Annotated in this window: 23 protein-coding genes; 14 read left to right on the top strand and 9 right to left on the bottom strand. The window is 68.4% G+C overall.

The genetic code is table 11. The features are described 5' to 3' along the window. From BM199_RS21725 to BM199_RS21715, 3 genes are all read right to left on the bottom strand, one after another. On the bottom strand, nt 1–293 hold a 293-nt coding region (locus BM199_RS21725), incomplete at its 3' end, for a transposase (RefSeq protein ID WP_425425569.1). Between the two features lie 191 nt (nt 294–484). Further along, a complete protein-coding gene (locus BM199_RS21720; RefSeq protein WP_091675113.1) occupies nt 485–1633 on the bottom strand; it encodes a citrate synthase 2 in 1149 nt (382 codons plus the stop codon). Between the two features lie 177 nt (nt 1634–1810). Continuing rightward, nucleotides 1811–2914, bottom strand: coding sequence for an alpha/beta fold hydrolase (locus BM199_RS21715; protein WP_091675152.1), 1104 nt, complete (start codon nt 2912–2914; stop codon nt 1811–1813). A gap of 246 nt (nt 2915–3160) precedes the next feature. On the opposite strand from BM199_RS21715, the gene BM199_RS21710 reads away from it, so the two are divergent. From BM199_RS21710 to BM199_RS21670, 9 genes are all read left to right on the top strand, one after another. Then, nucleotides 3161–3802, top strand: coding sequence for a TetR/AcrR family transcriptional regulator (locus BM199_RS21710; protein ID WP_091675112.1), 642 nt, complete (start codon nt 3161–3163; stop codon nt 3800–3802). A gap of 125 nt (nt 3803–3927) precedes the next feature. Next, entirely contained in the window at nt 3928–4617 is a 690-nt protein-coding gene (gene pdxH, locus BM199_RS21705; RefSeq protein ID WP_177242727.1) for a pyridoxamine 5'-phosphate oxidase, read from the top strand. A 43-nt stretch (nt 4618–4660) separates the two neighbouring features. After that, entirely contained in the window at nt 4661–5956 is a 1296-nt protein-coding gene (locus BM199_RS21700) for an MFS transporter (RefSeq protein WP_091675111.1), read from the top strand. 59 nt (nt 5957–6015) lie between these two features. Continuing rightward, nucleotides 6016–7404 carry an APC family permease gene (locus BM199_RS21695; protein ID WP_091675110.1) on the top strand — a complete coding sequence of 463 codons (1389 nt, stop codon included), beginning with the start codon at nt 6016–6018 and terminating at the stop codon, nt 7402–7404. A gap of 26 nt (nt 7405–7430) precedes the next feature. Then, nucleotides 7431–8519, top strand: coding sequence for a hypothetical protein (locus BM199_RS21690; RefSeq protein WP_143101882.1), 1089 nt, complete (start codon nt 7431–7433; stop codon nt 8517–8519). Between the two features lie 189 nt (nt 8520–8708). Beyond that, nucleotides 8709–9545, top strand: a complete 837-nt coding sequence (locus BM199_RS21685) for a helix-turn-helix domain-containing protein (protein WP_091675108.1) — start codon at nt 8709–8711, stop codon at nt 9543–9545. 23 nt (nt 9546–9568) lie between these two features. After that, nucleotides 9569–9763 (top strand): DUF397 domain-containing protein, encoded by a 195-nt coding sequence (locus BM199_RS34980; RefSeq protein WP_177242726.1) that lies wholly within the window; start codon nt 9569–9571, stop codon nt 9761–9763. 10 nt (nt 9764–9773) lie between these two features. After that, nucleotides 9774–10682 (top strand): aldose 1-epimerase family protein, encoded by a 909-nt coding sequence (locus BM199_RS21675; RefSeq protein ID WP_091675107.1) that lies wholly within the window; start codon nt 9774–9776, stop codon nt 10680–10682. A 145-nt stretch (nt 10683–10827) separates the two neighbouring features. Next, nucleotides 10828–12042, top strand: a complete 1215-nt coding sequence (locus BM199_RS21670; protein ID WP_091675106.1) for an amidohydrolase — start codon at nt 10828–10830, stop codon at nt 12040–12042. Nucleotides 12043–12072: 30 nt separating this feature from the next. Here the strand turns inward: BM199_RS21670 and BM199_RS21665 are convergent, their stop codons facing one another. Then, the gene (locus tag BM199_RS21665) at nt 12073–13227 is read right to left on the bottom strand and encodes an acyl-CoA dehydrogenase family protein (protein ID WP_091675105.1); all 1155 of its coding nucleotides are present in this window, start codon (nt 13225–13227) and stop codon (nt 12073–12075) included. A 69-nt stretch (nt 13228–13296) separates the two neighbouring features. Between BM199_RS21665 and BM199_RS21660 the strand changes: the two genes are divergently transcribed. From BM199_RS21660 to BM199_RS21645, 4 genes are all read left to right on the top strand, one after another. Continuing rightward, entirely contained in the window at nt 13297–13917 is a 621-nt protein-coding gene (locus tag BM199_RS21660; protein WP_245788517.1) for a TetR/AcrR family transcriptional regulator, read from the top strand. 22 nt (nt 13918–13939) lie between these two features. Beyond that, nucleotides 13940–14875, top strand: coding sequence for a carbohydrate kinase family protein (locus tag BM199_RS21655; RefSeq protein ID WP_091675103.1), 936 nt, complete (start codon nt 13940–13942; stop codon nt 14873–14875). A gap of 190 nt (nt 14876–15065) precedes the next feature. Beyond that, nucleotides 15066–16388 (top strand): citrate synthase, encoded by a 1323-nt coding sequence (locus BM199_RS21650; protein WP_091675102.1) that lies wholly within the window; start codon nt 15066–15068, stop codon nt 16386–16388. 117 nt (nt 16389–16505) lie between these two features. Beyond that, complete coding sequence (locus BM199_RS21645) at nt 16506–17858, top strand: cryptochrome/photolyase family protein (RefSeq protein ID WP_091675149.1); 1353 nt, start codon at nt 16506–16508, stop codon at nt 17856–17858. A gap of 9 nt (nt 17859–17867) precedes the next feature. Here BM199_RS21645 and BM199_RS21640 read toward each other — a convergent pair whose 3' ends face one another. From BM199_RS21640 to BM199_RS21625, 4 genes are all read right to left on the bottom strand, one after another. Continuing rightward, entirely contained in the window at nt 17868–19094 is a 1227-nt protein-coding gene (locus BM199_RS21640) for an ABC transporter permease (protein WP_091675101.1), read from the bottom strand. Then, entirely contained in the window at nt 19091–20023 is a 933-nt protein-coding gene (locus BM199_RS21635) for an ABC transporter ATP-binding protein (protein ID WP_091675100.1), read from the bottom strand. The genes BM199_RS21640 and BM199_RS21635 overlap by 4 nt, the downstream gene beginning before the upstream one ends. Nucleotides 20024–20219: 196 nt before the next feature. Further along, nucleotides 20220–21764, bottom strand: coding sequence for a glycerol-3-phosphate dehydrogenase/oxidase (locus BM199_RS21630; RefSeq protein WP_091675099.1), 1545 nt, complete (start codon nt 21762–21764; stop codon nt 20220–20222). Then, entirely contained in the window at nt 21761–22414 is a 654-nt protein-coding gene (locus BM199_RS21625; RefSeq protein WP_091675098.1) for a TetR/AcrR family transcriptional regulator, read from the bottom strand. The genes BM199_RS21630 and BM199_RS21625 overlap by 4 nt, the downstream gene beginning before the upstream one ends. 16 nt (nt 22415–22430) lie before the next feature. On the opposite strand from BM199_RS21625, the gene BM199_RS21620 reads away from it, so the two are divergent. Next, on the top strand, nt 22431–24119 hold the full coding sequence (locus tag BM199_RS21620) for an FAD-binding oxidoreductase (RefSeq protein ID WP_091675097.1): 1689 nt from the start codon (nt 22431–22433) through the stop codon (nt 24117–24119). Here BM199_RS21620 and BM199_RS21615 read toward each other — a convergent pair. Continuing rightward, nucleotides 24109–25383 (bottom strand): C39 family peptidase, encoded by a 1275-nt coding sequence (locus BM199_RS21615; protein ID WP_091675096.1) that lies wholly within the window; start codon nt 25381–25383, stop codon nt 24109–24111. The two genes, BM199_RS21620 and BM199_RS21615, sit on opposite strands and share 11 nt — an antisense overlap. Nucleotides 25384–25476 lie beyond the last annotated feature (93 nt).

Raw genomic sequence — 25476 nt, 5'->3', positions numbered from 1 at the left:
TTCTTCAGGAACCCGGTGTCGTCCACGATCAGCACGCCGCCCGGCTCGCCGAGATGCTCGACCACGTAGTCCCGCACGTCGTCACGCACCCCGTCGATGTCCCAGTCCGCCCAGCGCAACAACCGCTGCATCCCATCCGGAGACACCTCACCGGACTGCTCCGCCAGTGTCCAGCCGTTCTTCCGCTCCAACCCCGCGACCAGCCCGGACACATACTCCCGAGCCCGGCCCCGCGGCTCCGACCGCCTGAACCGTCCCGCGATCCGATCATGAACCCGATCCAGCTGCCCCATCACCACATCGACCACCACAACGATGATCTACCACACGACGACCAACTGCCGTTGCAGTCCTAGGGCCAGGCTGCCTCGCGTGTGCTGCGTCAACGAGGTTTGTGCCTGCCCGAGGCAGGGTCCAGGTCATGCCGGAGGCCATGCTTGGCCGGTGGCGATGACCTGGACGAACGCCGATTATGGCCGGAGAATCAGAGCCTGTTCCAGCCCTCGACCTCTTCCGGGCTGCGCGGGCCGGGGCCCACGTAGGACGCCGACGGCCGGACCAGTCGTCCGGTGCGCTTCTGTTCCAGGATGTGTGCCGCCCAGCCCGCGGTACGGGCCGAGGTGAACATCGCGGGCATCATGTGCGGTGGCACCTTGGCGAAGTCCAGGATGACGGCGGCCCAGAACTCGACGTTGGTCTCGATCGCCCGGTCCGGACGCCGCTCACGCAACTCCGCCAGTGCCGCCTGCTCCAGTGCGGCAGCGGCCTCGTAGCGCTCGGCTCCCAGCTCCCGGCAGGTGCGGCGCAGCACCCTCGCGCGCGGGTCCTCGGCCCGGTACACCCGGTGCCCGAACCCCATCAGGCGCTCCTTGCGGTCGAGGATGCCCTTGACGACCGCCCGCGCGTCACCGGTCCGCTCGGCTTCGGCGATCATCGGCAGGACCCTGGCGGGCGCGCCACCGTGCAGCGGACCGGACATGGCGCCAATGGCGCCGGACATCGCCGCGGCGACGTCGGCTCCGGTGGAGGCGATGACCCGCGCGGTGAAGGTGGAGGCGTTGAGCCCGTGCTCGGCTGCCGACACCCAGTAGGCGTCCACCGCTTTCACGTGTGCCGGGTCCGGCTCGCCGCGCCAGCGGACCATGAACCGCTCGGTGATCGACGTCGCCTCGTCCACGGTGGACTGTGGCACGGCGGGCTGGCCGATGCCGCGCGCGGACTGGGCCACGTAGGACAGTGCCATCACCGAGGCACGCGCCAACTGGTCGCGGGCGGCCTCGTCGCTGATGTCGAGCAGCGGCTGGTAGCCCCAGATCGGGGCGAGCATGGCGAGCGCGGCCTGGACGTCCACGCGTACGTCGCCGGTGTGCACCGGGATCGGGAACGCCTCGGCGGGTGGCAGGCCCTCCCCGAACTTGCCGTCGACGAGCAGCCCCCACACGTCGCCGAAGGTGACCTTTCCGGCGAGATCCTCGATGTCCACACCGCGATAACGCAGTGCGCCACCGTCCCGGTCGGGTTCGGCGATCTCCGTGCGGAAGGCGACGACGCCCTCCAGGCCAGGCCGGAACCCGTCATCGGGCTGCTCGGCGGAAGCAGACTGACCGGTTGAGACAGGCGTGGGCGTCGTCATGTGAGAAGACCTTTCGATACACGTTCCCCGGCAAGTTCTCGCAAGGCGTGCGGGGGCGAACGCGTGTGGCGTGCCCCATCGCACGGATGGACAAACACTGCCCCTCCGGCCGCCTGGGAGCAATCGAAACAAGTGGTGGTTTCGGTCACGATTACGAGAACGATTCAGTCCAGGGGGTCAACCAGCGGTAAATCCTCCACCCGCGCAAGTGTTCCGGGCCGGTTTTCCGGCGAAGCGCGAGCCGAGCCAGTCCATCGCGATCGGCCCGCCGACCGAGACGCCGATGATGTGCTCGGCCAGCGGGATCCGCTGCCACTGCACGGTTGCCCCGAGGTCGCAGTACCGCGAGAGCAGGGCCTTCCCGGTCCTGTAGGGGATCAGCTCGTCGTACGCGGCGTGGTACAGGAACATCGGTGCGCCGGGCCGATCCTGACCGGCCTTGTTCTCCTCGAGCCGTGCCTGCCAGCTGGGGTGGGACAGCGGGTCGGGGATGGTCACGAAATCCTGGAGCCGGGCGAACGGAGCCGCGGCCCCGAGCTCCACGACACACGCCTGCCGCACCCGCTGCACCAGCGCGCGGCCGCGGTCGTTGAGGATCTCCGCGAACGGCACGTCCGGGTAGGCGCTGGAGAGCCCGGTCGCCGCGCCGATCACCAGACCGAAGGCCGCTCCGCCGTCGTTGAACCTGGCCACCTCGGCGAGGTCGGCGGGAACACCGCCGGGTGCGGCGCCGACGACGCGCACGTCCGGCGCGTAGCTGGGCTGCAGTTCGGCCGCGAACGCCGCGGCCTGCCCACCCTGGGAGTAGCCGAAGATGCCGACCGGCCCCGAGGAGGACAGCCCGGAGCCGGGCACCTTCGCGGCGGCCCGCGCCGCGTCCAGCATGGCCCGCCCTTCCGACTGCCCGGTCGCATAGGTGTGGGTGCCGGGAGTGCCGAGGCCCTCGTAGTCGGTGAGGACGACAGCCCAGCCCTTGAGCAGGGCCTGGGCGATCAGCGCGATCTCGTTCTCCGTGCCGGTGCGCAGTTTGTAGGACGGGGCGCAGGAATCGCCGAGGCCGTGCGTGCCGACGGCGTAGGTGACCAGCGGGCGGGGACCCTCCTGCCACGGGGTCGGCGGAACCAGCAGCGTGCCGGAAACGGCGTTCGGCGTTCCGGTCGCGGAGGTCGAGCGGTAGAGCAACTGCCAGGCCCTTACCGGTGCGGGCAGCACCCGCAGCGGTTCGGCGAAGACGTCGACCGGCCGCTGACGAAGGATGTCGCCAGGTGCCACGGCCGGCAGTGGGTCGGGCGGAAGGTAGAAGGGATCCTCCGCGGGTGCGGGCGGGGTGGCTGCCGCCTGAACCGCGCCGGGAGCGGCGGTGACGAGCAGCGTCACCGCCAGAAGCAAGGGAGCCAGCAGACGACGAACCACGATGTCCTCCGTGTGACGCAAGCTACAGTGGTAACTGAGATTTTCGCAATGTAGACCAGGCGGCCGTATTTGGCAATTCGCGTTACCAAATAAGCCGTCGATCTAGGAGGCCGCATGTCCGAGGAACCGGGCCGGATGTATCGCGGGGTCGCTCCCGGCCGCCGCCGGGCCGAGCGCAGGGAACGGCTGCTGGCCGCCGCGCTCGACGAGTTCACCTCGACCGGTTACCAGGCGACGAAGATCGCCGAACTGTGCTCGCGGGCGGGGGTGTCCACACGCAACTTCTACGAGGAGTTCCGGGGCAAGGAGGACGTGCTGCTGGCCCTGCACGCGCGGATCAACGACATGGCCATGGTCCGCGTGGGCGTGGAGCTAGGCGCTGTGGCCGAGGCCGACGTGGTCACCAGGATCGGAAAGCTGGTGGACGTCTTCGTCGCGACCGTCGCCGTCGACCCCCGGCTGCCCCGCCTCAACTACGTCGAGGCCGTGGGGGTGAGCCCCGCGCTGGAGGCTCAGCATCAGGAGTGGGTCGGCCGCTGGGCGGATTTCATCTGCGGTGAGGCGGAGCGGGCGGCTGAGGACGGAATCGCGCCGCGGCGGGACTACCGGCTAACGGCCATCGCGCTCGTCGGGGCGGTGACCGGCCTGCTCCGGGAGTGGCAGGCCCACGATCCGCCCATTCCGGCGGCCGCGATCGCCGAGGAGATGAAGGGAATCATGATCGCGGCAATCACCCGGAAGACGGATGCACCGTGAGGTAGGAGTAAGTAAGTGTCAGGTGTCACCGTTAGGGAGGTTCCCCCACGACCCCCGCACGCCCTACCGTCGGCTGGATAGGGCCGAGGCCGAATGCTGTTCGTGGGCGCGGAGGTTGGGCGGACATGCCGGAATTGGACAACATGGACGGAAGCACCGGAATCGGTGACGTAGCGGTACGCCTGCCGGGCATGCGGGTGGCCTATGACGGTGGTGCGCTCGAGGAGGCAGCACTTGCGCCGACGTGGGCCGACCAGTTGCAGGCCTGGCTGGACGACGCGGAGTCCGCGGGGGTCGCGGAACCCAACGCGATGGTGCTCGCCACGGCCGACGCCGAGGGCAAACCCTCCTCGCGCTCGGTGCTGTGCAAGGGTCTCGATCAGCGCGGAGTGGTGTTCTACACCAACTACACCTCGGCCAAGAGCCACGACCTCACCGCGACCCGGTACGCCTCGGTCACCTTTCCCTGGTACCCGCTGCACCGGCAGGTGAATGTCCGTGGCGAGGTGGAGAAGGTCGACGTCACCGAGACCGCCGCGTACTGGGCCTCCCGGCCGCGGGGGTCGCAGCTCGGGGCATGGGCCTCACCCCAGTCACGGGTGGTCGACGACCGGAGGGCGCTGGACAACGCGCTGCACGCGATCGAGCGCCGGTTCACCGACACCGAGCAGGTCCCGTTCCCGCCGCACTGGGGTGGCTGGCGCATCCGTCCCGACGTGGTCGAGTTCTGGCAGGGCAGGCGGGACCGGCTGCACGACCGGTTGCGCTATGTCCGCAGCGAAGACGGCTGGTCCGTCGAGCGCCTCGCTCCGTAGTCCGCAGCAAACCACCTCGTTAGTTGCCGTAAACTAACGATCTGTGGCGACAGGGGCGGGTGAGCGCAGGGGAGCACGCAAGGTGCTCGGCTCGATCACCGTCGACACCCGCCCGCTGCGCGTTCCGGCGTTCCGGCGGCTTTGGGTCTCCACCGCCGTCACGGCGATCGGCAGTCAGCTCACCACCGTCGCCGTGCCCAAGCAGGTCTACGACCTGACCGGCTCGTCCGGCTACGTCGGGCTGACCGGCGCGGTCGCGCTGGTGCCGCTGCTCGTGTTCGGTCTCTGGGGCGGCGCGATCGCCGACACCGTGGACCGGCGCAAGCTCCTGCTGGTCACGAACACCGGGATCGCAGCCACCTCCGTCCTGTTCTGGGCGCAGGCCTACTTCGCCGTGAACTCCGTCTGGGTGGTGCTCGCACTGCTCGGGGTCAATCAGGCGTTCTTCGCGGTCAACATGCCCACTCGCAGCGCCGTGATCGCCCGGCTCGTCCCGCTCGACCTGCTGCCCTCGGCCGTCGCGCTCGGCGCCACGATGATGCAGTTCGGCGCGGTGCTCGGGCCGATGCTCGCGGGAGCGCTCCTGCCGGTGCTCGGGCTGTCCACGCTGTACCTCCTGGACACGGTCGCCCTCACCCTCGCGCTGCTCGCCGTGTGGAAACTGCCGGCGCTACCGCCGCTGGAAGGCCCGACCCGCCGTGCCGGGCTACGCGACGTCCTCGACGGCTTCCGCTACCTCGCGACGAGAAAGATCCTGCTCGCGTCCTTCCTCGTGGACATCATCGCGATGGTCGCGGGCATGCCGCGGGCGCTCTTTCCGGAGATGGCCGAGCGCACGTTCGGCGATCCGTCCGGCGGCGGGCTCGCACTGGGCTGGCTGTACGCCGCGCTCCCGCTCGGCGCCCTCGCCTGTGGGCTCGCGTCCGGCTGGTTGACCCGGATCGGGCGGCACGGCGTCGCCGTGACCATCTCCATCTGCGTGTGGGGCGCCGCGATCATCGGCTTCGCGCTCGCCGACTCGCTCTGGCTGGCGGTGCTCTTCCTCGCGATCGGCGGCGCGGCCGACTTCGTGAGCATGGTCTTCCGCAGCGCGATCCTGCAGACCGCGACCACCGATGCCATGCGCGGGCGGTTGCAGGGCGTCTTCACCGTCGTCGTCGCGGGTGGGCCCCGGATCGCCGACGTCACGCACGGCTGGGCCGCGGCCGGCGTCGGCACCACGGTCGCCGCGGCCGGTGGCGGTGTGCTGGTCATCGTGGTCGTCATCGTGGCCGTCGCGCTGATTCCCGCGTTCTGGCGCTACCGCGCGCCCTCCGGAGACCGTCCGGTGGGTGAATGACGAAGTCATGAGCGAGTCGGTCTGTCGCTGACCTCGCTGGTCGGGCACACTCTTGCTCCATGGCGGATGCGCGCACGGAGCACGTCGAGACCGGCCCTTCCGGGCAGCCCGCGCTCAAGCGGGTGATGGGTTCGAAACTGCTGTTGTTCTTCGTCGTCGGCGACATCATCGGCACCGGCATCTACGCCCTGACCGGGCAGGTCGCGGGCCGGGTCGGCGGCGCGTTGTGGCTGCCGTTCCTGCTGGCCTTCGCGGTCGCTTTCATGACCGCGTTCGGTTATCTGGAACTGGTCGGCAAGTATCCGAGGGCGGCAGGCGCCGCGCTCTACACCAACCGTGCGTTCCGGATCCCGTTCCTGACGTTCATGGTCGCGTTCGCGGTGATGTGCTCCGGGATCACCTCCGCGTCCTCGGCCGCGGTCGCGTTCGGCGACACCTACCTGGCCGAGTTCATCAGCTCCCCGATGCCGTTGGTGGCCATCCTCTTCATCGCCGGACTCGGACTGATCAACTTCCGGGGGGTCAGCGAGTCCGTCAAGACCAACGTGGTGCTGACCTGCATCGAGATCGCCGGTCTGCTGATCATCATCGGTGTCGGCGTGTGGGCGGTACTCAACGGCAGCGGGGAGCCGGGCAGGCTTGTCGAGATCGACACCGCCGACCAGACCTGGCTGGTGGCGATCACCTCGGCGACCTCGCTGGCGTTCTTTGCGATGGTCGGTTTCGAGGACTCGGTCAACATGGCCGAGGAGTGCAAGGACCCGGTGCGGATCTTCCCCAAGGCCATGCTGTGGGGCATGGTCATCGCCGCCACGATTTACATCCTGGTGTCGGTGACCTCCTCGCTGCTCGTACCCGCCGACGAGTTGAAGGCCGCCGAGAGCGGCGCGCTGCTGAAGGTGATCGACGTCGGCGCGCCCGGTATGCCACGCGAGATCTTCTCCGCACTCGGACTGTTCGCCGTCATCAACTCCGCGCTGATCAACATGCTGATGGCCAGCCGGCTGCTCTACGGCATGGCCAACGAGAAGATCATTCCGAAGCAGTTCGGCTCGGTGCACCCGTTCCGGCGCAGTCCTTGGGTGGCGATTCTCTTCACCAGCGCGATCGCGATCGTTCTGGTGTCCACAGTGGATATCAGTGTGCTCGGCGGGACGACGGCACTGCTGCTGCTCGTGGTCTTCGCCGTCGTCAACGTGGCCGTGCTCGTACTACGCAGGGAGAAGGTGGAGCACAAGCACTTCCGCGCGCCCACCGCTATCCCGGTGTTCGCCGCGATCTTCTGCCTCTACCTGGTGAGCCCGTTGTCCGGTCGTCCCGCCCGGGACTACACGGTGGCCGCGATCCTGCTCGCCGTCGGGCTCGTACTGTGGGGCGTCAACTGGTTGATCATGCGTGCCCGCCACGAGCGGCCGCCGCAGCTCGACGCCAAGGACCTGGAAGGATGACCCGGGGACGCCGCTCGGCTATGCGGATGACGTGGCGCACGTACTCGGTGGATGAGGACGACCAGCTCACGGTGTACTGGTTTCGCAAAGAGCTGGACTGGCGCACGGGCTACGTAGCGAGCGCACTGGGCGTAGAGGGTCTGTCGCACGAGTACGTGGACGTGCTCGGCACAGCCGATGAGATCACTGGCTGGACCGCCGCCGCGACAGTGTATGTGGACGAGGTCGCTCTGGCCGTGGCCGAGTTGAACCGGGTGAAATGGCGGACCTGGCGATGGCGCAGGCGGCCGTTGGTACGCCGGTCGGCGGACGCGAAGTACAACGAGGCCAAGGCGCGCTATCTGCAGCGCGTACGGGCGGCTGTGTCGGTCTACCAACCGGTCCGGGATGTCATCGAGCAGCGGGTCGCCGAGCAGGAGGCGATCCGGCTCGCGGAGGCCGAGCGGTCGCGGCGGGAATGGGAGCGCCGCCAGCGCGAGGCGGAGGCCCGGTTCGAGGCGTGGCAACAGCGGCAGGCGGGTAGTCACGACTCGGTTCGCAACGAACAGGCACGGGCGGAAGCCGTGCGGACAGTGATCGAGGGGATCACTGCTACGGCAGCGGTTCTGGAGAAGGCGGGCCGGCCTGGGAGAGCAGTCATCGACGACAAGCCGCGTGAGGTGCTGCATGGCTGGTGGGTCGACTTCGACTGGCCCGACGTGTCCGACTTCCCGGGGCTGGACACGCCACCGGATGTGCCGGTGGACCACCTGCCGTCGGGAAACTGGGACGTGGACCTGTGCCTGTATCTGCCGGACCGGATGCTCTTCACTCCGACACCCTTCGGTGAGTACCAGTTCGCGACCGTCGTCAGCGAGCGGATCGGCTCGAGTGACTACACCCGGCCCGGGTGGTGGAAACGAGACATCGAGGAGTTCGCGGAAGACCTGTTCCCCGACTGGGTCACCTACCACACAGCCTTTTCCGGAATCGGCCCGGACGAGGACCTCCGAATCCCGTTCACCGACCACGCCGACCCGGCCGTCTTCGTGCCGTACGTCCGGGCGGTGGCCCAGCAGGCGTTGGCCGGTGTCCGGGCCTTGGTGCCGGGACCTCCACAGCCGAAACCGATGTGATTGCCGTCCACGCGCATGTGTTTGCCCGCTGTGCGCATGTGTTTGCCATCGGTGGACTCGACATTGCCATTCGCGCTCGGCAACAGTCGCGTCCATCGGCTCCGTAGTGAATTGGCGGCGCTGAGAATCCCAGATCGTCGTTCCCGTACGGCATGATCGCGTGATCACTCGGGTACGGGAGGTAACGGGGTGAGCACTCGCACCAGCCCGGTGCTGCGGAAACGGCGGCTGGGACGCAGGCTGCGGCAGATGCGGGAACGGGCCAGGATGAGCCTGGAGGAGGCGTCGGCCCGGCTGGACACCACGCGCAGCAGCCTGAGCCGGATCGAGAAGGGCGAGAGCCGCGCCGACGTGCACCTGGTCCGCTCGATGATGGACCTCTACGACCACTACGACGCGGACCTGCTCGACCTCGCCAGAGCGGCAAAGCGCAAGGGCTGGTGGCACGCGTACGGGATCAAGGATCGCGGCTACATCGGCATGGAGACCGAGGCGGTCGAGGTGCTGACCTCGCAGCTGGTCTACGTCCCGGGACTGCTGCAGACCGAGGACTACATGCGCGCGGTCTTCGCGTCGGGCTCGGTACGTCGAACGCCGGACGAACTGGAAAACCAGGTACATGCACGGCTTTACCGCCAGGAGCGACTTCGGGACGAGGAGTCGCCGTTGGGATTGACCGCGATCGTGGACGAGTCCGCGTTGCGCCGACCGTTGGGTGGCCCAACCGCGATGCGTGCACAACTTCGGCACCTAGTCGAGGCCGCCCAGTTGCCCAGCGTCACTCTTCAGGTTCTTCCTTACACCCCGAAAGCCCATTCCGGTCTGGAAGGCGCCTTCACGATCCTGCGATTCGCCGATCTGGAGGACCCGGACTTGCTCTACGCCGAGTACCCGACAGGCGCGATCCACGTGGAGAAACCGGACGAGCTACGCGCGGTTATGCTGGTCCTGAACCAGCTGCGTTCCGAGGCGCTGACGCCGGAAGACTCGGTAGCGTTCATCGAAACGGTGGCTACGCAGATGTAGGCGATGTGAGCGAGGCGGTCTGTATGTCCACTGTGGATTTTTCTGGAGCAGTCTGGCGAACGAGTAGCTACACCGGGAACGGCAACAATGGTGACTGCGTGGAGGTCGCCTTCGCGCCCGAGGTGACCGCGCTCCGGGACTCGAAGGACCGCTCAGGTGGGGTGCTCGTCGTCGATCGTGCCTCCTGGGCCGCGTTGCTGGAGATCACCCGCCGGTAGATTCGCTGGCATGGGAAATCCGACCGGGGAACAGTTCGAACTCACCAGGGGCAGTGCCAGGGCGGTGGTCACCGAGATCGGCGCCGGGCTGCGGGCCTTCGAGATCGGCGGTGTGCCGTACCTCGAGTCCTTCGACGCCGACGAGAAGCCGCCGAAGGGTGCCGGCCAGGTGCTGCTGCCCTGGCCCAACCGGACCAAGGACGCCCGCTGGACCTATGACGGTGAGCCCCAGCAGCTGAAGGTCACCGAGCAGGCCCGGGGCAACGCGATCCACGGCCTCACCCGACACGAGGAATGGCAACTGCTGGAGCACGCGGAGTCCTCGGTCACGATGTCGATCGACATCCCTGAGCAGGAGGGCTGGCCGGTGCCGCTGCATGCGGTGATCACCTACGACCTGGCGCCTCGCGAGCTGACCGTCACGCACCAGGTGCGCAACGACGGGGACTCGCCGATCGGTTTCGGCGTCGGCACGCATCCCTACTTCCGGATCGGTGACGTGCCCACCGACGACCTCACGCTGACCCTGCCCGCCGCGCGGGTGCGTCCGTACCTGGCCGACGAACAGCTGCCCTACGGCGAGGAGCAGGACGTCGAGGGCACTGAGTACGACCTGCGCTCGGGTGTCCGGGTCGGTGAGCTCGACCTGGACACGGCGTTCGGCGGCCTGGTGCCCGGGGTTGACGGCCGTCACCACCACCTGCTGGCCCACGAGTCCACGACCGTGGACGTCTGGACCGAAGCGGACTTCCGGTGGGCCCAGGTCTTCACCCCCGCCGAGCTGAACGGCCGGGGCCGAGCGGTGGCGATCGAGCCGATGACCTGCCCCGCGAACGCACTGAATTCCGGCACCGACCTCATCACCCTCGCCCCAGCCGAAACCTGGACCGCGAGCTGGGGCATAGCTGTCCACCTCTGAGCCCACCCCACCCCTCGCACTTTCCCGGGAAAGTGCGGTACTTGCGCGTGCACGGATCGCACTTTCCCGGGAAAGTGCGAGGTGGCTGGATCGTGACTGGCGGGTGGTGGCGTTGGGGGCGGGTAATTCGTTAGCGTGTCGAACTATGTACAGCGCGATCACTGGTGGCTATGTAGTTCCCGTCGACGGAGACCCCATCGACGGCGGCACTGTCCTCATGTCCGACGGCAAGATCGTCGCCGTGGGGACCGAGGCCGACGTCGACATCCCGGACGAGGCGAGGCTGATCGACGCCTCCGGCTCGTGGGTGCTCCCCGGCTTCATCGACGCGCACGCCCACCTCGGCGTGCACGAGGACGGCGAGGGCTGGTCCGGCAACGACACCAACGAGATGACCGACCCGAACGGCGCCCGGTTCCGTGCGCTGGACGGCATCGACCCCTACGAGGTCGGTTTCGACGACGCACTCACCGGTGGCATCACCAGTGTGGTGATCAAGCCGGGCTCGGGTAACCCGATCGGCGGGCAGACCGTCGGCGTGAAGACCTGGGGCCGCAACGGTTTCGACATCGTGTTCGCCGAGGACGTGAGCGTGAAGAGCGCGCTGGGGGAAAACCCGAAGCGCGTGTACGGCGAGAAGGACAAGACCCCTTCGACGCGACTCGGTGTCGCCGCCGTGCTGCGCGAGGCGTTCACCAAGGCGCGCAACTACGCCGCCCAGCGGGACCACGCGCTCGCCGAGGGCAAGCCGTTCGACGTCGACCTCACGCTGGAGACGCTGGCCAGGGTGCTCGACGGCGAGCTCTACTGGGACCAGCACGTGCACCGGGCCGACGACATCGTCACCGCGATCCGCCTCGCCGAGGAGTTCGGCTACAAACTCGTGCTCAACCACGGCACCGAGGCGCACCTGATCGCCGACCTCGTCGCCGAGCGGAACATCCCGGTCATCCTCGGGCCGCTGTTCACCAGCCGCGTCAAGGTGGAGGTGCGCCACCGCACGATCCGTTCGGCAGGCATTCTCGCCCGCGCGGGGGTCAAGCTGGCGATCACCACCGACCACCCGGTCATCCCGATCAACTTCCTCGTCTACCAGGCCGCGCTGGCGGTGAAGGAAGGGCTGGACACTGACACCGCGCTGCGCGCGCTCACCGTCAACCCGGCCGCGATCCTCGGACTGCAGGACCGCATCGGCGCCCTCAAGCCAGGCCTGGACGGCGACGTCGTCATCTGGTCCGGCGACCCCCTGGACGTGATGAACCGGGCCATGCGCGTGTTCGTCCGGGGCCGCGAGGTGTACCACTTCGACGAGGCTCGGGGCGAGGGTGTGGTCGCGGAGCGCCGCTACCAGGAGAGCTGATCTGCCAACTCGCGCCCCGGATCTGCCAAGTCAGGCGTTTTTGAGGTCGCGGGCTATGACCAGACGCTGGATTTGGTTGGTGCCTTCGAAGATCTGCGGGACCTTGGCCTCGCGCATGTACCGCTCCACCGGGAAGTCCCTGGTGTAGCCGGCGCCGCCGAGTACCTGCACGGCGTCGGTGGTCACCTTCATCGCGGCATCGGTCGCGACGAGCTTGGCCACCGACGCCTGCCGCTGGAACGGCTTACCACGATCGCGTCGGCGGGCGGCTTCGAGGTAGGTGGCCCTTGAGGACTCCACGGCCGCGGCCATGTCCGCCAGCAGAAACTCGACGCCCTGGAAGTCGATGATGTTCCTGCCGAACTGCGCCCGGCCCTTCGCGTAGGCGACGGCCTCGTCGAGCGCGGCCTGTGCGAGACCCACCGCGCAGGCCGCGATGCCCAGCCTGCCCGAACTCAGCGACGACAGGGCGATACGCAGTCCCTCACCCTCCGCCCCGATCAGCCGGTCGGTCTCCACCCGCGCGTCAGAGAAGATCATTTGCGATGTGGTGGAGCCGGTCAGGCCCATCTTGCGCTCCGGCGGCGCGGCGGAAAGGCCCTGCGTCTCCCGGTCCACCAGCAGGCAGCTGATGCCGCTGCCGGTCTCCTCGCCGCTCTCACTGGTCCGGGCCATTGTGGTGTAGAAGTCGGCCTGGCCGCCGTGGGTGATCCACGCCTTTGTCCCGTTGATGACGTAGTGGTCCCCTTCGCGCCGGGCCCTGGTGGACAGTGCTGCCGCGTCCGAGCCCGCGTGCGGCTCCGACAGCGCGTAGGCGCCGAGCAGTTCGCCGCCGAGCATCGCGGGCAGCCAGCGGTCGCGCTGCGCGTCCGTGCCGTGGTGGGCCAGCGCGAAGCAGGACATCGTGTGCACCGAGAGTCCGACACCGACCGACATCCAAGCCGAGGCGATCTCCTCCAGCGCCTGCAGGTAGACCTCGTAGGGCACCTCGCCGCCGCCCCAGCGCTCGGAGTAGGGCAGGCCGAGCAGGCCGGACTTGCCGAGCAGGGCGAACTGTTCGCGCGGGAAGCGTTCCGCCTCCTCGTACTCCGCGGCGAGCGGCGCCAGCTCGTCACGGGCGATCTCGCGGGTCAGCGCGATGAGGTCCGCCGCCTCGGTGGTGGGGAGCAGTCGGTCCGCCAGCATGAAGGTCCTCCGCAAGAGCTGAAAGTACTGAAGACAGTACTGTGGACCTCTCTACGGTACTGTATGGGGATGGGACCTGTCGACGCGTACGCTTCGGTCGTGCTTCCCGGATCACCGGCCCGCAGGCCGCTCACCAACCGGCAGCGGGCATTGCTTGCGGACCTGGAGGAACTCTTCCTCGCCGAGGGGTTCGTGGAATTCACCCTCGAGGATCTCGCGGCCCGCATGCACTGCTCGAAGTCGACGCTGTACGCACTCGCCGCGAGCAAGGAGCAGCTCGCGGTCCGGGTGGTCGGGCACTTCTTCAAGGGCGCGGCCGAACGCATCGAACGCCGGATCGACGGGGTCGACGACGCGGCCAAACTCATCGAGACCTACCTCTCCGGCGCGGCGGAGGAACTGCACAGGGCCTCGCCGGAGTTCATGCGTGACGTCGCCGCGTTCGCCCCGGCTCGGCAGGCCTACGAGCTGAACTCGCAGGCCGCGGCGGCACGGATCCGGGCGTTCATCGCGAAGGGGGTCGACGACGGGGCGTTCCGCGACGTGCACGCCGGGTTGATCGCGGAGATGGCCGGGCTGATCGTGGAGGCCATTCAGACCGGGGTGGTGGGTGAGCGCGCCGGGGTGAGCGACGCCGAGGCCTTCCGGGCCCTCGCCGACGTGCTGCTCGGCGGGCTGGCCGCCGACTGAGGCGGCGGGATAGCATCGCGACGTGATCGTGGTGGGTGGAGAGGCACTGGTCGACCTCGTGCCAGGAGAGTCCAATCCGGACAGTGGAGTGCGGCCCCTGTGGCCGCGACTCGGCGGTGGTCCGTACAACGTCGCGCTCGCCGCGGGCAGGCTCGAAGCGCCGGTGTCATTCCTGTCCAGGGTGTCGAACGACCGGTTCGGCATCGCTCTGCTGAAGCGGCTAGAAGAGTCCTCAGTAGACGTATCCATGGTCCAGCGTGGTGCCGAACCGACCACGCTCGCCGTCGTCGCGCTCGACGAAACCGGCTCGGCGCACTACACGTTCTACACGGAGGGCACCGCCGACCGGCTGGTCAGCGACCCCGGCCCGCTGCCGGAGTCCACCTTCGCGCTCTCGCTCGGCACGCTCGGCATGGTGCTCGAACCAGGGGCCACCGCGTACGAATCGGTGCTTCGGCGGGCGGCGGCCGACGGGGTCCTCACGGCGCTCGACCCGAACATCAGGGAGGCGCTGATCGTCGACGGCGCCGCCTACCGGGCCCGGTTCGCCTCCTGGCTGCCGCACGTCCGGTTGCTGAAGCTCTCCGTGGAGGACGCGGCGTGGCTGGCAGGCGGGGGCGACCCGGTCGAGGCGGCGAGGTCGTGGTTGGACACAGGCGTCCACGCCGTCGTGCTCACCCGAGGCGGGGACGGCCTGAGCGTGCTGACCGCGGGGGGAATTGACGTGACGATGCCCACAGCTCCGGCGACGCTGGTCGACACGATCGGCGCGGGCGACACCGTCCAGGGTGCCCTGCTGGCGTGGTTGCACCAGCGGAAGGCCGGTGACCTGACCGCGCTGGCCGAGGCGGATTGGCGCCAGGCGTTGGATTACGCGGCACGGGCCGCGGCCGTCACCGTGTCCCGGAGCGGCGCCGAACCACCGTGGACAGCGGAGCTGACGGCCTCCGGCGTGTGAACCTGGTCCCAAACCCTTAGCTGTGGGTAACTCAATGGCTGCGCGCACAGCTATTTGTGGACTAGCGTAGGGAAGAATTCATACCCCAGCGGGGCGGTGTGCGGCGAGAGGACTCCTGCTCGCGTGCTGACGAGGTGACCTGCGCAACCTGTGGGCACCGCCGTCCCGTGTGACCGTGAGAGGGACCTGCATGTCCGACGCGACCAACACGGGGGCGCAGACCGGTACCGGGAAAGTCGCGCTCCGCCTGCCCACCGGCGACGAGCACGAACTGAAGGTGGTCCAGGCCGTCGAGGGCGCTCCCGGTATCGAGCTCGGGAAGCTGCTGGCGCAGACGGGGTACATCACCCTCGATCCCGGCTTCGTGAACACCGGCTCCGCTTCCTCGGCCATCACCTACATCGACGGTGACGCGGGAATTCTGCGGTACCGGGGTTACCCGATCGAGCAGCTTGCCGAGCACTCGACCTTTATCGAGGTCTCCTACCTGCTGATCTACGGCGAGCTGCCGAACACCCAGCAGCTGGAGGACTTCACCTCCCGGATCAACCGGCACACCCTCCTGCACGAGGATCTGAAGCGCTTCTTCGACGGTTTCCCTCGCGACGCGCACCCGATGCCGGTGCTCTCCAGCGCAGTGTCCGCGCTGTCCACCTTCTACCAGGACTCGCTCAACCCGTTCGACGAACCGAACGTGGAGCTGTCCACCATCCGCCTGCTGGCCAAGGTGCCGACGCTGGCGGCGTACGCCTACAAGAAGTCGATTGGTCAGCCGTTCCTCTACCCGGACAACTCGCTGAACCTGGTGGAGAACTTCCTGCGGATGACCTTCGGTCTGCCCGCGGAGCCCTACGAGGTCGACCCCGAGGTCGCGAAGGCGCTGGACCTGCTCTTCATCCTGCACGCCGACCACGAGCAGAACTGCTCCACGTCGACCGTCCGGTTGGTCGGCTCGTCCGAGGCGAACCTGTTCGCCAGCATCTCCGCGGGTATCAACGCCCTCTTCGGTCCGCTGCACGGTGGCGCGAACGCCGCGGTGCTGGACATGCTCGAGGGCATCCGCAACGACGGTGGTGACGTCGCCAAGTTCGTGGAGCGGGTGAAGAACAAGGAGAAGGGTGTCCGCCTGATGGGCTTCGGGCACCGGGTCTACAAGAACTACGACCCGCGGGCGAAGATCATCAAGAAGACCGCGGACGAGATCCTGCGCAAGATCGGCGGCAACGACGAGCTGCTCGACATCGCGATGCGGCTGGAGGAGACGGCGCTGTCCGACGACTACTTCGTCGAGCGGAAGCTGTACCCGAACGTCGACTTCTACACCGGCCTGATCTACCGCGCGCTGGGCTTCCCGACAAAGTACTTCACCGTCCTCTTCGCACTCGGCAGGCTGCCGGGCTGGATCGCGCACTGGCGCGAGATGATCCAGGATCCGGCCACCAAGATCGGCCGTCCTCGGCAGATCTACACCGGCGAGAAGGAGCGGGACTACGTTCCGATGACCGAGCGCTGACTCCGGTTCTCAGCTGATCCGTCAGGGCCGCCTTGCCGACGCAGGGCGGCCCTGACCGCGTTTACGGCCCGATCTGCGGCGAGCTGGTCGGGCACTTAGTGTCTGGCTGTGCCCTCGGTGCTGTGGTTCCGTCGTGATCTCCGGCTGGGTGACAATCCGGCCCTGCTGTCCGCCGCCCGTGCCTCGTCCGGTGTGCTCGCGCTCTACGTCCTGGACGACGCGCTGATCGCCCCTGCTGGGGCCGCGCGCACCGCGTTCCTGCACGGCTGTCTGCGTGCCCTCGACGCCCAGCTCGGCGGCAGGCTGCTGGTCGTCCGGGGCGATCCGGTGCGGGTTGTGCCGCGCATCGTGGCGGCCGTCGACGCCTGCAGTGTCCATATCGGCGCCGACGCGGGTCCCTACGGGCGCAGGCGCGACGCCGAGGTCGAGCGGGCGCTGGACGGCGTGGAACTCGTGCGGACGGGTTCGCCGTACGCCGTCACCCCTGGCCGGGTGCGCAAGCCGGACGGCGAGCCGTATCTGGTGTTCACGCCGTTCTTCCGTGCCTGGCTCCGCCACGGCTGGCCTGCCCCCGCGGACACCGGTAGGTCCACAGTGGAATGGGTGGAGTCGTCGAAGCTCGGATGTGCCGCCGAGGTGCCGAACACTCCGGCACCCGCAGGGATGGTGCTGCCCGAACCGGGTGAGGATGCGGCCCTCGCTCTCTGGCACGACTTTCTCGGCCATGGACTGGCGGCGTACGCCGAGGACCGGAACCGCCCCGACCGGCCTGCCACCACACGGCTCTCGCCGTATCTGCGCTGGGGTTGCCTGCACCCACGCACCCTGCTCGCCGAGCTCGCGGGCCAGGAGGGCACGGGTCCGGACACGTTGCGCGGTGAGCTGGCTTGGCGGGAGTTTCACGCCGACGTCCTCTGGCACCGTCCGGACGCCGCGAGACACAACCTGGACAGTAAGTTCGACGCGATGGTCACGGAGACCGGAGCGGCCGGACGGGCGGCGTTCGACCACTGGCGCGAGGGTCGCACGGGTTATCCGATCGTCGACGCGGGAATGCGTCAACTGCTGGCCGAAGGCTGGATGCACAATCGGATCCGTATGGTGGTGGCCAGTTTCCTGATCAAGGACCTGCACCTGCCGTGGCGCTGGGGAGCTCGGCATTTCATGCGGTATCTCGTGGACGGCGATCTCGCCTCGAACCAGCTCAACTGGCAGTGGGTGGCCGGATCGGGTACCGATGCCGCACCCTACTTCCGGATCTTCAATCCGGTGACGCAGGGAGAGAAGTTCGATCCTTCGGGCGACTACGTGCGGACGTATGTCCCGGAACTTCGTCAGATCGCCGGCAAAGCCGTGCACCAGCCCTGGAAACGGCCGCCTGCCGAGTGGAGCGGCTACCCGGCGCCCATGGTCGAGCACGCACCTGAGCGCCGGGTCGCACTGGAGCGCTACGGCCGGATCACCGGGTAGCGCGCCGAATCAGCCGCGCAGTGCCTCGGTGAGCTTGACGCGGCTGCCGGTCCGCAGCACCGCGTTGCGGTACACCTTCCCGCTGAGCCAGGTGAACAATGCCACCGTTGCCGCCGTAAGCAGGATCGAGACCGCGATCTCCCAGCCTGGAACGGTTCCGGTCGCGATCCGGCCGGGCATCAGCACCGGGGAGAGCAACGGAATCATCGAGAGGACCTCGGTGCCAGTGCCCTCGGGGTCCTGGATCATCAGGTTGAGCCCCACGATGAACCCGATGATCAGCACCATGGAAACCGGTGTCACCACCGACTGCACGTCCTCCTGTCGCGACACCAGGGATCCCGCGCCTGCGAAGATCGTGGCGTAGAGGAAGAAGCCCAGCAGGTACCAGAGCAGACCCCACAGGATCGCGCCGGTGGCCACACCGGACAGGGTCAGCACTCCCGTCGCGGTCGCCATCGCCAGCCCGGCGCCGGCCAGGATCACCAGCTGGGCGAGCCCGACAAGGCCGAGCCCGATCACCTTGCCGAGCAGGAGGTGCCACGGTCGCACGGTGGACAGCAGGATCTCGACCACCCGGCTGGCCTTCTCCTCGACCACGCCCTGCGCGACAAGACTTCCGTAGGTGACGATGCTCATGTAGAGCAGGAAGACCATGATGAGCCCGATCGCCATCCGCTGGCCGCGCTCGGGGTCAGCTGGTTCGATCGACGTGACGGAGACCTGCGCCGCGTTGACCTCGCTCATCACCTGCGCCGGGTTGACGCCCGCCTCGGCAAGTTTCGCGTTCAGCACCTCGTTCTGCGAGATGGCGTTGAGCAGGACGCGAAGCTCTTCGTCCAGTTCGGACTTGACCAGCACCTGCAGGCTCGCGGCGTTACCGGAGACCACCGCGTCCAGATCGCCGTTCGCGACCTGTTCGCGTCCTGCTTCCACACTGGACACCTGAGTGGTCTCGATGTCCTGGCCGAGCTGCTCGGCCTGTGTCCGCAGCGGGGCGTCGATGCCCGCGGCCTGCCCGGCGAGCCCGACCTCCTTCTTGTCCGCATCGCTGAACAGGGAGGCCTGCAGCAGCAGGTAGCCGGCGAGGACCAGCAGGATCACGGCCGTGCCGATCACGAAGGACTTCGTGCGCAGCCGCATGTTGAGCTCACGCTGAGCCACCAGGCGGATCGCGGTCAGCGGCCGGACCGAACGGCTGTTCCCCGTTGCCGGAGTAGTCGTGGGAGTGCTCATGCTCGGGCCTCTCCTTCCGGGGAAGCGGTGTCGTCGGAGACGGCGCTGCGGAACAGTTCGGTGAGCGAGGGACGTCGCCTGCTGAATTCGGTGACGGGTCCCGTGGCGAGCGCGGCGTTCAGCACGGCCTGGTCGTCAGCTTCCGGAGTCAGCTCGAGCAGCGTGCCGGACCCGTTCTGCGAGAGCACGCGAACACCGGGCAGCTGCGCGGCCCAGCCTTCAGGCGCGTGCGGCGCGCCGACCCTGAGCTGGGTGGCCGCGGATGTGGTGAGCTCGTCGACGGTACCCGTGGCGACCATCCGTCCTGCCCGGATGATTCCGACCCGGTCACAGAGCCGTTCGACCAGGTCGAGCTGGTGACTGGAGAACACCACCGGCACACCTTCGGCCGCCTTCTCCCGCAGCACCTGGCTCATCACGTCCACCGCGAGCGGGTCCAGGCCGGAGAAGGGCTCGTCCAGCACGAGCACGGTGGGGTGGTGCACGAGGGCCGCCGCGAGCTGAACCCGTTGCTGGTTGCCGAGACTGAGCTTCTGCACCTCGTCACCGCGTCGTTCGCGCAGGCCGAGCCGGAGAATCCACTCCTCGGCACTCTTGTGCGCCTCGTTGGTGCTGAGGCCGTGCAGCTGCGCCAGGTAGACGAGCTGGTCGAGCACCTTCATCTTCGGGTAGAGCCCGCGCTCCTCCGGCATGTAGCCGATACGCGTCCTGGTCTCGTGATTGATGGGATGGCCGTTGTAACGGACCTCACCGGAATCGGCGGCGAGCACGCCGAGCGCGATCCGCATGGTCGTGGTCTTTCCGGCGCCGTTGCTGCCGACGAAGCCGAACAGCTCACCCGGCCGGACGTCGAAGCTGACCGAGTCGAGGGCGACGATGTCGCCGTACCGCTTGGAGATCCGATCGATCTCCAGCGTGTTGTCTGGCACGGGAATACGCTCCTTGCACAATCGCGAGATCTGTCAGGTCGTGAGCCGGCAGCCTGTTCTGTTCTTGACCAGAATCGTGCCTGATTTGCTACGGAGCGTGCCCCCGGCCCCCAGTGGTTTATCCAGGGTCCAGTACTGGACCCGCTTTACAACCGTACGTTGGCAAAAACCCGAAAAAAGGTCAACTTTGGCGGTGCTACCGGTTCCGCAGCCCGGCCAGCGAACGCCGGACCAGATTCACCACGACGGGTTCGGCCGCTGCCCGTTCATCCGGAATGAGACCGAGTCGTGTCCTTCGATCGAGCACGTCGGCCGCGTCGAGTGCTCCCTCGTGGCGCACGGCCCACACCACCTCGGCAGCCGTGACCGCGCAACCCGGGAACAGCGGTGCCGCGAGGTCCGGGTCCAGTTCGCCGGGTGCGGCGACCCGTGGGGCCTCGATCCCGTACTTCTCCACGAGGCGTGCGGGCGCTTGGACCGCGGGCAGGCGGTCCCTCCTGGTCGCGCCGAGCAGTGGCAGCCATCGCGTGCGCGCCGGTGCCGCCTCCAGCGCCGCCGCCGAAATCGCGGCGTCTACGGCATCCTCGGCCATTTTCCGGTAGGTCGTGAGCTTGCCGCCGACCACGGTGAGCACGCCCTCCGGTGAGGTCAGCACGGCGTGCTTCCTGGAGAGGTCCGCCGTGTTCCCGTCGGCCTGGAGCAGCGGCCGCAACCCCGCGTACCGTCCCAGAATGTCGGCTTCCCTGAGATCCCTTTCGAGCGCCGTCGACGCCGTGGCGAGCAAGAAGTCCACATCGGACTGCGGAACCACCGGCACGTCCGGCGGGTCACCATGTGTCGGCTCGTCGGTGAGACCGAGGTACAGCCTGCCGCCGGGTTGGGGCAGCAGGAAGACGAACCGGTTGTGCTCGCCGGGAACCGGCACCAGCACGGACGTGCCGGTGAGACCGGTTGCTCCCGTGTCGAGCACGAGGTGTGAACCACGGGAGGGTGAAAGCCGGACCGAGGGGACCAGCTTTCCCGCCCACACACCCGTCGCGTTGACAACCTGGCGTGCCCGCAGTTCGAGTGTCTCGCCGGTCAGTTCGTCGGTGGCCAGCACGCTGTCGCGGTCCAGCGCGCTCGCCCGCACCCGGGGGAGAATCCTGGCGCCGAACGCCGCCGCGGTCCTGGCGAGGGAAATCACCAGGCGTGCGTCGTCGGTGAGGGCGCCGTCGTACGACAGCAGTGCGCCACGCAGGCCACTGCGGCGCAGGCCAGGCGCGAGTGCGAGTGCCTCGACGGGCGGGATCGCCCTGGGCCTCGGCAGTACCTCCGAGGACGTGCCCGCCGCGCGGCGCAGTACGTCCCCGGCCCGCAGACCCGCGCCGACGATCGCGCGTTCCGCTCGTGATGTCTGTGGCAGCAAGGGAAAGACCTGGCCGAGTGGCCGGGTCAGGTGCGGAGCGGTCCTGGTCATCAGGATGTGCCGTTCGACCGCGCTCTCGTGGGCGAGCGGGAGATTGCCCTTGGCGAGATAGCGCAGTCCACCGTGTACCAGTTTGCTGGACCACCGGGAGGTGCCGAACGCGAGGTCGTTGGCTTCGATCAGCGCGACCGACAGGCCCCGGGATGCCGCGTCCAGCGCGATCCCGGCTCCGGTGACACCGCCACCCACCACCAGCACGTCGACCGTCTCGCCCTCGGCCATGCGCTCGAGTTCGGTGCGTCTGCGGTCCGCGTTGAGCGAGCCGTGGATCATCTCGCGGACCCCGGGCGCAGGGTGGTGTCCAGGATGTGCCGAAGCTCCGCGAGCAGGGCGGCCTCGTCGACGTCGGCTGTGGCCGGGCGCAGGGAGAGAACGAAGGACTGGACCACGAGCAGTACTGCCCGCACCTGTGCGGCCGTGTCGGTCCTGCGGATGGAGCCGTCCTGGTGGCCTGCCGCGACCTGGGCGGTCAGTACCTGCTCGGCAAGACGTTGGGTGGCTCCCAGGCGTTGTACGACGTACGGCATGAGGAGTTCGGCGTCGAGGTCGAGCACCGTGCGCATCAGCGGGTCGCCGACCAGGGCGTGCACCGCGGCGACGGAGCTGTCGACGAGTCGTTCCCGTGCGCTGGCCGCCGTGGCCGCACCGGCACTGGCGCTGCGCAGCAGGGCGCCGAACTCCCTGGTCATCAGCGCGGCCAGGACGTTGCGAACGTCCGGAAAGCGTCGGTACAGCGTCATCCGGCTGACGTGGGCCGTGCGGGCGATCTCAGCGAGGGTGGTGCGGCGCACGCCGCTGGCGAGCACGCACGTGCGGGCCGCGTCGAGCAGCACATCGTCGGAGACTCGGGATGCGGCCGAGCGGGCACGCGTGCCGGACAGCGCACTACCGGTGGCGAGGTCGCTGTGACGTTTGGGCTCCATGTGTCACACTGTAGCGGTGAACGACATTGTTGACCACCGCATTCGACGCACCTGGACGCCTGAGGGTGCCTCGGCCGCGGAGCTTCCCGCCAAGGCCCTTCGCTGGCTCTCCGAGCGTATCGGCCCGCTGACGCCGGAGACAGCCGAACAAGCGGTCGCACCCGATTCGGCGATCGCCGTCCCGGTGTCCGGGCTGCCCGCCGATGCGGCGGCGGATCTGCTGGCCGTCGTGGGCCGCGAGAACGTGCTGGACGACCGGGCCGAGCGCCTCGGCCGGGCAGGTGGGCTCTCGTACCTGGACCTGATCCGCAGGCGGCATCCGGCACTGGGGCTCGCGGTGCCCGATGCGGTGGTCCTGCCCGCCGACCCCGACGAGGTGCAGCGGGTGCTGGAGGTGTGCACCGCGCACGATGTCGGAGTGGTGCCGTTCGGCGGTGGCACCTCCGTGGTCGGCGGGGTGAACGCCCTGCGTGGCAGCAAGGAGTCCGTGATCGCCCTCGACCTGGCTCGGCTGGACCGGCTGGTGTCGGTGGACCCGGTTTCCAGGACGGCGGTGTTGCAGGCAGGGGTGCGTGGACCTGAGGCGGAACGTCTGCTCGCCCTGCACGGGTTCACGCTGGGCCACGTGCCGCAGTCGTTCGAGCGCGCCACGATCGGTGGTTTCGCGGCCACGCGGTCCGCTGGTCAGGCGTCCTCGGGATACGGCCGGTTCGAGGACATGGTGACCGGGGTGCGTCTCGCGACCCCGCGCGGGCAGTGGCGGCTCGGTGCGGCTCCCGCTTCGGCGGCGGGACCCGACCTCCGGCAGCTGGCTGTCGGCAGTGAAGGTGCACTGGGGGTGATCACCGAGGTCGAGGTCCGGGTGCGGCCGCTGCCCGGGGTGGAGCGGTACGAGGCCTTCGTGCTGAACGGTTGGCAGCAGGGCAGTGCCGCGGTGCGGGCAATGGCACAGGCCGGATTGCTGGCGGATATCACGCGGCTCTCCGACAGCGAGGAGACCGAGGTGTCCCTGTCGCTGAACTCCGGCTGGAAGATCTTCGCCCTGCGCCGCTACCTCGCCGCTCGCGGAGTCGGGGAGCCCTGTCTGCTCGTCCTCGGCTGGCACGGATCGTCACGTGGCCGGATCGCCGAGCGTCGTCGCCGTACCGTGCGCCTGCTCCGCGCGGCGGGCGCGGTCTCCATCGGAACGGCTCCGGGGGAGTCGTGGCGTCGTGGCCGTTTCCACGGGCCACGTCAGCGCGATGCGCTCATGGAGCACGGCGTCTGCGTCGAGACGCTGGAAACGGCGACCTACTGGTCCAGTCTGGACCGGTTGCGGGACGAGGTCCGCGCGGCGTTGCGTGGTGCGTTGCCGAGCGGCGCGGTGGTGATGTGCCACATCTCGCACGCGTACGAGACCGGCGCCTCGCTGTACTTCACCACCCTGGCCGCCAGGGACGGTGCGGATCCGGTGGGTCAGTGGGAACGTGCCAAGGCAGCCGCGTCCAGGGCGATCAGCGAGGGGCAGGACCGCCCGCTGGGCACCATCTCGCATCATCACGCTGTCGGCGTCGATCATGCTCCCTATCTCGGTGCGGAGATCGGCGAACTCGGCCTGCAGGTGTTGCGTGCGGTCAAGGCCACGGTCGATCCCGAGGGAATCCTGAACCCCGGCAAGCTGCTCGAACAGGACCCGGCCGACGGCCGGGCCTGGATCAGGGACTGATCACGTAGACGACGCCACCGGGGCCACCGGCCACGTCACCGTCCGCGTCGATGCGCTGTGTTCGTTGCCAGATCGTCTCGAACTGCGCGCGGTCGTACACGTTGCGCACCCCGGCGTTGCTGTTGGACGCCGGATCGTTGGCGATCACGTCACCGTCCTCCGTGAACCCGACGACGACCATGATGTGTCCAGCGGTGCCGTAACCCGCCCCGTCCAGCTCGCTCTCCAGGAACGACTGCGACGTGATCACCGGGATGCCCCTGGCGATGTAGCCCTCCAGTTCCGCCAGTGAGTGCAAGCGGGTGATGTGGCCGCGGAGCCCGTAGTGCGCGGCGTAGGCGGTGTTGAAGGGCCAGTTTCCGGTGCCCTCGTAGGAGTAGTCGTAGGTGTGGCGGGCGGCATGCGCGACGCTGCGATCGGTGTAGCCGGCCGGGATCCAGGACAGCTCCCGCTGACTCGGCTTCCGGCCCCAGTACTCGATCACCATCTGCGTGGCCGTCGGGCTGCACCAGTTCTGCCCGCCCCCGCCGTACTCCGGATACTGTCCTTTGTGGAGATTCTGCGCGTAACGCGGCACCGGAAGTTCGATTCCCCGTGCGGCACCCGGCTCGGAGATGGGCACCTCGAAGCGGTCCGGCACGGTAGAGGTCATCGCGCCGACGGCGCGCAGTACCGGCGTGGTCCTGCTGCCCTGCTCGCGGTACAGGGTGACCCGCAGGCGGTAGGACCGCAGAGTCACGCCCGCTTTCGTCGCCAGCGTGTCGACGAAGACGGTGGCGTGTTCGTCGCGCTGGCCCTCGACCGTGGTGCGCTGGATGTCGTCGTCGCCGTGCGCCCACTGGCCGAGCACGTACCAGTTGGTGTCGTCTCCCTGCGCGGTCCTGGCGCTGGCCTCGACCTGCAACCAGGTCTTGCGCGGCGTGCGCGCGCTCCAGGAGGCGATGAGCTCGGTGGCATCGAAGCCCGGCTTGTAGCTCGGCGAGGTCCACGTGCCGAACTCGTAGGTCCGGTTGGTGCCGAGTGCGGGTTCACTGCGCTGGATGGTGCCCGCGGGGCGGCTGATCCTGAGCCCGCCCGCGCCGAGGGAGACGCCGTCGCGCACGCCCTTCGCGAAGTCTCTGCTGGAGTCCCACTGGTGGTAGTCGATCGACTCGTCCCCGCTCGCCGGGGTGGTGGAAGGCCGCGCGGCAGGTTGTGCGGCCGCGGGTACGGCCATCGCCGCCATCGTCAGGACCAGCATCATCGTGACGGCACGTCCGCGCATATCGCTCCCACTCTCCGAACTAGCAAGGTAGTGGAGGATTTTCTCCCTTCTTCTCCGTGTTGTAAACCTCTGTCTGGACTAATCGCGAACTCG

It is taken from the genome of Amycolatopsis marina (genome assembly GCF_900111885.1).
In the GTDB taxonomy this organism is placed as follows: domain Bacteria; phylum Actinomycetota; class Actinomycetes; order Mycobacteriales; family Pseudonocardiaceae; genus Amycolatopsis; species Amycolatopsis marina.
This window is presented reverse-complemented; position numbering and strand designations above follow the sequence as displayed.

Coding starts and splice junctions, on each gene's coding strand:
- BM199_RS21710 (WP_091675112.1), top strand. CDS start 3,161: ATGTCCGAGGAACCGGGCCGGATGTATCGCGGGGTCGCTCCCGGCCGC.
- BM199_RS21625 (WP_091675098.1), bottom strand. CDS start 22,414: ATGGAGCCCAAACGTCACAGCGACCTCGCCACCGGTAGTGCGCTGTCC.
- BM199_RS21630 (WP_091675099.1), bottom strand. CDS start 21,764: ATGATCCACGGCTCGCTCAACGCGGACCGCAGACGCACCGAACTCGAG.
- BM199_RS21640 (WP_091675101.1), bottom strand. CDS start 19,094: ATGAGCACTCCCACGACTACTCCGGCAACGGGGAACAGCCGTTCGGTC.
- BM199_RS21615 (WP_091675096.1), bottom strand. CDS start 25,383: ATGCGCGGACGTGCCGTCACGATGATGCTGGTCCTGACGATGGCGGCG.
- BM199_RS21675 (WP_091675107.1), top strand. CDS start 9,774: ATGGGAAATCCGACCGGGGAACAGTTCGAACTCACCAGGGGCAGTGCC.
- BM199_RS34980 (WP_177242726.1), top strand. CDS start 9,569: ATGTCCACTGTGGATTTTTCTGGAGCAGTCTGGCGAACGAGTAGCTAC.
- BM199_RS21690 (WP_143101882.1), top strand. CDS start 7,431: ATGACGTGGCGCACGTACTCGGTGGATGAGGACGACCAGCTCACGGTG.
- BM199_RS21670 (WP_091675106.1), top strand. CDS start 10,828: ATGTACAGCGCGATCACTGGTGGCTATGTAGTTCCCGTCGACGGAGAC.
- BM199_RS21720 (WP_091675113.1), bottom strand. CDS start 1,633: ATGACGACGCCCACGCCTGTCTCAACCGGTCAGTCTGCTTCCGCCGAG.
- BM199_RS21650 (WP_091675102.1), top strand. CDS start 15,066: ATGTCCGACGCGACCAACACGGGGGCGCAGACCGGTACCGGGAAAGTC.
- BM199_RS21695 (WP_091675110.1), top strand. CDS start 6,016: ATGGCGGATGCGCGCACGGAGCACGTCGAGACCGGCCCTTCCGGGCAG.
- BM199_RS21665 (WP_091675105.1), bottom strand. CDS start 13,227: ATGCTGGCGGACCGACTGCTCCCCACCACCGAGGCGGCGGACCTCATC.
- BM199_RS21660 (WP_245788517.1), top strand. CDS start 13,297: ATGGGACCTGTCGACGCGTACGCTTCGGTCGTGCTTCCCGGATCACCG.
- pdxH (WP_177242727.1), top strand. CDS start 3,928: ATGCCGGAATTGGACAACATGGACGGAAGCACCGGAATCGGTGACGTA.